General features: G+C 36.6%; 6 protein-coding genes and 1 pseudogene. 2 read left to right on the top strand and 5 right to left on the bottom strand.

Going from position 1 to position 7,146, the window contains the following annotated elements; genetic code table 11:
• Positions 1–592 (bottom strand): annotated as a pseudogene (locus tag RQ893_RS02075) (sugar ABC transporter substrate-binding protein); the annotation flags it as partial.
• A gap of 259 nt (positions 593–851) precedes the next feature.
• On the opposite strand from RQ893_RS02075, the gene RQ893_RS02070 reads away from it, so the two are divergent.
• Both RQ893_RS02070 and RQ893_RS02065 read left to right on the top strand, forming a co-directional pair.
• Positions 852–2,357, top strand: coding sequence for a C69 family dipeptidase (locus RQ893_RS02070; RefSeq protein WP_311481391.1), 1,506 nt, complete (start codon positions 852–854; stop codon positions 2,355–2,357).
• A 57-nt stretch (positions 2,358–2,414) separates the two neighbouring features.
• The gene (locus RQ893_RS02065; protein WP_311481390.1) at positions 2,415–3,062 is read left to right on the top strand and encodes a hypothetical protein; all 648 of its coding nucleotides are present in this window, start codon (positions 2,415–2,417) and stop codon (positions 3,060–3,062) included.
• Between the two features lie 75 nt (positions 3,063–3,137).
• Here the strand turns inward: RQ893_RS02065 and RQ893_RS02060 are convergent, their stop codons facing one another.
• Genes RQ893_RS02060 through RQ893_RS02045 form a run of 4 tightly spaced genes read right to left on the bottom strand, consistent with a single transcriptional unit; the run spans position 3,138 to position 7,060 of the window.
• Entirely contained in the window at positions 3,138–3,962 is an 825-nt protein-coding gene (locus RQ893_RS02060; protein ID WP_311481389.1) for an energy-coupling factor transporter transmembrane component T, read from the bottom strand.
• Positions 3,959–5,668 carry an ABC transporter ATP-binding protein gene (locus RQ893_RS02055; protein ID WP_311481388.1) on the bottom strand — a complete coding sequence of 570 codons (1,710 nt, stop codon included), beginning with the start codon at positions 5,666–5,668 and terminating at the stop codon, positions 3,959–3,961. Before RQ893_RS02055 ends, RQ893_RS02060 begins: the two co-directional genes overlap by 4 nt.
• Positions 5,669–5,673: 5 nt before the next feature.
• Positions 5,674–6,225, bottom strand: coding sequence for an ECF-type riboflavin transporter substrate-binding protein (locus RQ893_RS02050; protein WP_311481387.1), 552 nt, complete (start codon positions 6,223–6,225; stop codon positions 5,674–5,676).
• Complete coding sequence (locus RQ893_RS02045) at positions 6,212–7,060, bottom strand: S-adenosyl-l-methionine hydroxide adenosyltransferase family protein (protein WP_311481386.1); 849 nt, start codon at positions 7,058–7,060, stop codon at positions 6,212–6,214. Before RQ893_RS02045 ends, RQ893_RS02050 begins: the two co-directional genes overlap by 14 nt.
• Positions 7,061–7,146 lie beyond the last annotated feature (86 nt).

The raw sequence follows: 7,146 nt of genomic DNA, 5'->3' as shown, positions 1-7,146 counted from the left end.
AAGCATCAAAGATTGGTAGTAAAACAGTTGATTCATCAGCTACATCGTTGATTTCGATTGGTTTTGAAAGGTCAACGTTTTTCTCTTTAGCGTTTGCTGTATTTACATAAGTTATAAGAGTTTCAATGTTGAATGGGAAAGCAAAATATTCACCATCAATCTTGAAGTTTCCACCGATTCCCTTATCAAAATCATCCCAACCACCAATTTCATCTGCTAATTTCTTTGAATCAATAGCAGCTAAAATATCATTTCCATGTAGACCATATAGTCTATCAGCTGGAATCGCAAATAAGTCAGCAACGTCTTCGTTTGAAGCGTCTGTAGCATCTAAGATATCTAAGTGATCAAATGCTCCTACAGTTTTGATTTCGATATCTGCATTTGGGAATTGTTTCTTAACACGTTCTGCAGCAGCTTTGTAATAATCTACCCAGCCTTCTTCTGCTTGAACTGTTAATTTTGCACTAGCATCCTTGTTTGCTTCCTTGCCGCTATCAGCAGCTTCTTTTCCACCGTTCTTAGCTCCACCACATGCTGTCATGATAACTGCAAGTGATAAGGCCATTATTGATTTTATTCCTTTTTTCATATTTCCTCCTAAAAATGATATGAAAGCGTTTATCATATCCTCATTATATCTAATATTTAGAATTATGTCAATAAAATATCGGAATCGTTATCGATATTGAAGTTATAACGTTTTATCAACGAAAAAAATATGGTTGAAACTATGCCATTTGCAAGCTTAAATTTCTTATTTTCATTTTTAAAAAAAATATTTTTTCTTTGATATTTTATTTTTTTTAGCATAAGGTACACTATTTATATAAGAAAAAAGGAGATTAATTATGTCATGTACAACTATACTTGTAGGTAAAAATGCAAGCTTTGATGGTTCAACCCTAGTTGCCAGAAATGAAGATTCTGGAAGTGGGCAATATAATGCAAAAAAATTCGTTTTTGTTAAAAAAGAAGACCAACCAAAGGTCTATAAATCAGTAATTTCTAAGGTGGAAATTCCATTGCCTTCCAATCCACTTTCCTATACAGCTATGCCAGAAGCAGTAGCTGGTCAAGGAATTTGGGCAGCATGTGGGGTAAATTCTAAAAACGTCGCAATGACTGCAACTGAAACAATCACTTCAAACGAAAGAGTCTTAGGCGCAGATCCCCTTATAGTTTACCAACAACAAGTCGGCAATAAAGGCGATGATAATTATAAGGAAGAAGTTCCTGGAGGAATTGGAGAAGAAGACATTGTTTCAATTGTCCTTCCATATATAAATTCAGCTAGAGAAGGAGTAATCCGCCTCGGCTCACTTTTAGAAGAATATGGTACTTATGAGAAAAACGGTATTGCCTTCCAAGATGAGAACGAAATATGGTGGTTAGAAACCATTGGTGGTCACCACTGGATAGCAAGGAAAGTTCCAGACGATTCCTATGTAATCATGCCAAACCAACTAGGTCTAGATTTCTTTGACTTAGAAGATGCACTTGGCAAGGGCGAAAATTTCTTATGCTCAGCTGACCTCAAGGATTTTATAGAAAAATACCATCTTGACCTATCTCTTGATGGAAATATTAACCCAAGAGATGCCTTTGGCAGTCACTCTGACGCAGATCATGTCTACAACACACCTAGAGCTTGGATTTTGCAAAGATATTTCAATCCAAGGTCAAATACTTACGATGGTATTGATGCTGACCTAAGACCTGACGATGACGATATCCCATGGGCAAGAGTGCCTGAGAGAAAAATTACAGTTGAAGATATCAAATACGCCCTCTCTCACCACTTCCAAGCAACCCCTTACGACCCATACAAAAAACACGGCGATAAATCAATGGCTGGAGCCTTCCGCCCTATTGGTATAAATAGGAATAACTTCCTAGGCCTAACTCAAATTAGAAAAGATATGCCAGATCCAATCAAAGCCATAGAATGGCTAGCCCTAGGCTCAAATGTCTTTAACGCCATGGCTCCATTTTATGTAAATATCACTGATACACCAGCATATTTAAGAGATACTACAGCAGAGGTCACCACAGAAAGTTTTTACTGGGCAAACCGTATCATAGCCGCTCTTGCTGACCCATATTTTGCAGACACAGCAAATTTAATAGAGCGCTACCAAGAAAAAGTCGGCAGTTTTGCTTGGGAAATAATCTATAAAACCGATGAGAAAGTTGTAAACGAAAATCTTTCTAGGGAAAATTCAATAGAAATCCTAGAAGAAGCCAACGAGAAAATCGCTGAAATGCTTAAAAAAGAAAGTCAAGACCTTCTCAGTCAAGTCCTCTATGTGGCATCAAACAAGATGACAAACAGTTTTTCAAGGTCAGACGCCTAAAATTTTCCCGAACTCAGCTCGGGTTTTATATTTAAAAATTTATAAAAAGGAGTAAGTATGTCAAAAACTTTAGGACCCATCCACTACTTAATGTATGAAAAAATCAAATTTCAAGATAAAATAACAGATTATTTGCTAGATGGAGATTTTTCACAAATTAAATATGAGCCTGTTTCAACTAAGCCCCTAGAGGAAATCTTAGACCAAGAAAATATCCACGGCTACCTCCAGGAAAAGATAGATATAGTAGAAAGTCGTCTTGCCCAGGCCCTTAGCCTTTGCAAAAATCCTGGTGATAAGCTTTTTAAACTCGGTCAAGAGTGTGGCAAGGGCAAAGATTTTTCTAGCTTTGACCAAATTTTTACCGACCTAAATTATTACCTACTAGACGGTATGCCTTGTGATCAGGGACTTTCAGCCGTCCTTGACGGAGGAAGTTTGTATTTAATTACCAACAATAACCTCCACAAAAAATACCAAGACGCTATAGACCTTGAAAATTCAAGAAATGCCTCTTGCGAAGGAGGTCATAGCCACGACCACCACGAATCTTTTGAAATCGAAAACGCTAAGCTTGATGACCTGAAAGGCGAAGAATCATCCTACCACAAGTACAGGTTGGATTTTCTAAAGGGATATTTTTCCGAAAGCCCTTATGAGGTCGAGCTTGTAAACGGTATAAATTACAAAATAACAAAAAAATAAGACCCCTAAGGGTCTATAAGCTATTAAAGCTTGAAAGCTCTCTAAAATAAGAGGGCTTTTTTTATTTTAAATTTTCTATATAAATGGATTGTAAAACCTACCTTGGTTTAGGAAAAATAGGGATATACCAATCGCTACCATAATAAAAGTAATAGCTATAACTACAAGGTCATTTGACCCAAAGGGTCTTGCTTTATACCAAGTCCTGGTTTTATTTTTCCCAAAACGTCTAAGTTCCATAGCTTGAGCTATGGTTTCAATCCTTTCTAGGCTGTCAAAAATTAAGGGAATCACTATATTTGATGACGCCTTTATTCTCTTGATAAAGCCTGCTTTTTCGCTCATTTCAACGCCCCTTGCCTGGCAAGACTCTCTGATATCAAAATAAGATTTTTGAATGTCAGGTATATATCTGAGGGCAAGGGCTACAGCATAAGATATTTTGTAAGATAAACCTATCCTGTTTAAACTTGATGAAAACTCGCTTGGATCTGTAGCAAGGATAAATACAAGAGCTAAAGGAATAGTCGAAAAATACTTGAGTCCAACATTAAATTCGTAAAAAACTTGCTCTAAAGTTAGGGCATATCTTCCTGTACCAAAAATAACAGTTCTTGACCCATAAAGTTCCACACCGTAGGCTGGCTCAAAAATATAAATTGCAAGGATATTTATAAGCGAAAAGACTGCGACAATTTTCACCAAAAAATCCACATCTTTCCAATGAATTTCTGCAATTTTCATAGCTAAAATCGATAGGACCATGACAAGAATTAGAAATCTAGTGTCATAACTTGTCATGACTATTACTGAAAGAAGGATAAAAGCGATAAGCTTTGTTGTACCAGAAAGCCTGTGAATTACAGTGTCATTTTTGATATAACCTAGGGTGTTATTCATCTCTTTCTCCTTTCATAGCCAATAAAACTCTCAATAAAGTCAAGGGCGTTCATTGTTTTTAGCCTATCACCCAGTTTAAAAAGTGAAGTTTCGGCAAGGTTCGCCCTATTTATCAAGTCTTTTTGTGTGAAAAGCTCGGCTGGACTTGTATCGGCTAAAATTTTCCTATCTCCGATTACTATTGCCCTGTCTGTGTATTCCTCTATTAGGTGCATATCATGGCTTATCATCAAAATAGTTAGGCCATATTTTTTATTAATTTTCCTTATAAATTCCATCATTTTTGTGTAATGATGAAAATCTTGACCAGCTGTTGGTTCATCTAATATTATAACTTCTGGATTTAAAACTAATATCGAAGCTATTGTGACCCTGCGTCTTTGCCCGTAGGAAAGAGCTGAGATTGGCCAGTTTCTAAATGGATAAAGGCCGCAAATTTCAAGGGTTTCATGGACTTTTCCCTTGATAATTTCTTCATCTACTCCCCTCACTCTTAGACCAAAGGCAACTTCATCAAAAATCATTGTCTTAGAAATCATAGCATTAGGATTTTGAAGAATAAAACCTACCTTGTCGGCAATTTCTTTTATAGAAAAATCTTTATAATCCTTACCGTCTATAAAAATTTTCCCTGATTTTGGTCTTAGAAAACCGCACATTAGTTTAGCTAGGGTCGATTTCCCTGCTCCATTTGGTCCTAAAATCGAAATTATCTCTCCCTTATCTATATTTAGCGAAAGATTTTCCAAAATATTCTCATCTTCATAAGCGAAGCTAAGATTTTCTATTTTTATAATTTCTTCACCTGTTTTTGTATGAATTTGCGCTTCCTCTTGCTTTGCCCAGGCTTCTATTTTCAAAAGATCAGATGATTTTATATCAACCTCATCAAAATCTCCTAGCCTATCGTAAGTTGAAATATCTATACCAGAGTATTTCATGGCGTCTATATAAAGAGGTCTTCTAACACCAATTTTCTCTAAGATATCTGATTTCAAAAGGTCTGTCGGATTTAAATCTGCAACTATTTTTCCGCCGTCAACTGCAATTATCCTATCTGGGTCAAGAAGAAGAGACTCTTCAAGCCTGTGTTCGATAACAATTACTGTATAACCAAGCCTGTCAACTAGGCTTTTTAAAAGCTCCATGGTTTTTCTTCCTGATTTAGGATCTAAGTTTGCGAGAGGTTCATCGAGTAAAAGAATTGGCACATCTGAAACTAGGACTCCGGCTATTGATACAGATTGTTTTTGCCCTCCAGATAATTCACCAGGCTTCATTTCGAGAAGCTTGGTAAGATTTAATTCATCAGCCCACTTGTGGACAATTTTTTTCATCTCTTCCTGGCTTACATTGTCATTTTCTAGAGAAAAGGCTATATCTTCTGCAACTGTAAGACCTACAAATTGTCCGTCAGTATCTTGGAGAACTGTTCCCACTGATAAAGATAAGTCAAAAATCGACGAGTCTTGCAAATCTTTTCCATTGATTAGGCAAGAGCCTCCTATATCACCAGAAAAGGTGTTTGGGATTTGTCCATTCAGGCTTTTTGCAAGGGTAGACTTGCCAGAGCCAGATGGGCCTACGATTAGGATTTTCTCACCTTTTTTTACTCTCAAATCTACATCAAAAAGCGAAGGCTCTACCTGGGACTTGTATTTAAAATTGAATTTGTCAAAAACTACGAGGTCTTGCCTATTATCCATACTTTCTAGTCTCTTTTTAGTGAATTGTCTGCTGTTCTTGTCTTAGCATAGGCTGTGATTAAAATTGTACCTAGGATACCGACCGCAAGAGAATTTAGGCCAGCTGATACAAAACCTTGGGCAAAAACCTTATTTACTGGTTCTGAATAGATTAAAATATCTAAAACTGGTGCAACAATACCCCAAGAAATCACATTTACGATTACTTGACCAAGGTTAAATTTAACCATGTCTTTTTTTGTAAATTCTCCTTGGCTAATATTTATTTTTGAGCCAACAAGACCATATCCAAAGCCGGTAATACCTGATGTTACAACCCATGACCACCATAGACCGTATGTTAATAAGTCCTTGATAGCATGACCAATAAAGCCTATTAAAGCACCTGCAACTGGGCCAAAAAGAACAGACATCAAGGCCAAGAATGGATAGGTTGTTTCAACTGATGTGTTTGGTATAAAGCCAACTGGTATTGATAGGTACCTACCTAAGATAAAAAATACAGCTGCGCCAATACCGATAGCCACAATTGTGGTAATAGAATTATTCTTTTTCATTATCGCTCCTTTTAATTAAAATACTCCAATCTGCTCCTGTACCGATTTGGTAGGTGGCAGAAAATGACGCTTGGTTAATTGCTATACCAAGATTGATTAACGAATTGATATAGGCTACAGTTTCTCCCAAGCCTACATCTGCAAAGGAATGACCAAAAGTCATCTGATTTTCATATTTTTTTATGTCCTTATAATAGATAATGACCTTAATCATGTCACCTTGCTTGATACCAGCTTCATTTAACAAATCGAGGCTGATATTTGTCCATAAAGATCCAAACCTAATATCTAGGATATCTACAGTGCCTTCTATAACCCCATCGGTGATTTTCGCATCTTTTATAGGTTCATAGCATAGGTCATCTAGGCTAAGCTCATCTAGAGAATCATAATAAGAAGTATCACCAGCAAGTTTTGCACCATTATAGGCATAGACGTCCCTACCATGGAAGGTATGAGAATTTTCAGAAAAAGGAAGCCTATCCTTTATCTCGTCAATAATCCTAGCGGAATCAAGTCCTATATATTTTGCTACGTGAGAAATAGTACCATTATCTGGTGTAACTATATAGTGACCTGATTTTGTTTTTACCACTATAGAATGGCGACTAGACCCAACTCCCGGGTCGACTACTGACACGAAAACTGTTCCCTTTGGCCAATACTTAATGGTTTGTAAAAGCCTATAAGATGCTTCAAAAATATTGTAGGGCATTATTTCGTGAGTTAAGTCATCTATGGCTAAGTCTGGATTTACCATAAAACTTACTCCGTGCATGGCAGAGACTGCCCCGTCTCCTAAACCAAAATCTGATTGAAAAACTAAAGTGTTCATATAAATTCCTTTCAAATTATTACTCAGATATTATATCAACATAAATACGCTAGTCAATTTAAAAAATAAATTTTGGGCACGAAAAA

Source organism: uncultured Anaerococcus sp. (assembly GCF_963510915.1).
Taxonomy (GTDB): Bacteria; Bacillota; Clostridia; order Tissierellales; family Peptoniphilaceae; genus Anaerococcus.
The sequence above is the reverse complement of the archived record's forward strand: the minus strand, read 5'-3'. Positions and strand labels throughout refer to the sequence as shown.

Coding starts and splice junctions, on each gene's coding strand:
- RQ893_RS02070 (WP_311481391.1), top strand. CDS start 852: ATGTCATGTACAACTATACTTGTAGGTAAAAATGCAAGCTTTGATGGT.
- RQ893_RS02065 (WP_311481390.1), top strand. CDS start 2,415: ATGTCAAAAACTTTAGGACCCATCCACTACTTAATGTATGAAAAAATC.
- RQ893_RS02060 (WP_311481389.1), bottom strand. CDS start 3,962: ATGAATAACACCCTAGGTTATATCAAAAATGACACTGTAATTCACAGG.
- RQ893_RS02055 (WP_311481388.1), bottom strand. CDS start 5,668: ATGGATAATAGGCAAGACCTCGTAGTTTTTGACAAATTCAATTTTAAA.
- RQ893_RS02050 (WP_311481387.1), bottom strand. CDS start 6,225: ATGAAAAAGAATAATTCTATTACCACAATTGTGGCTATCGGTATTGGC.
- RQ893_RS02045 (WP_311481386.1), bottom strand. CDS start 7,060: ATGAACACTTTAGTTTTTCAATCAGATTTTGGTTTAGGAGACGGGGCA.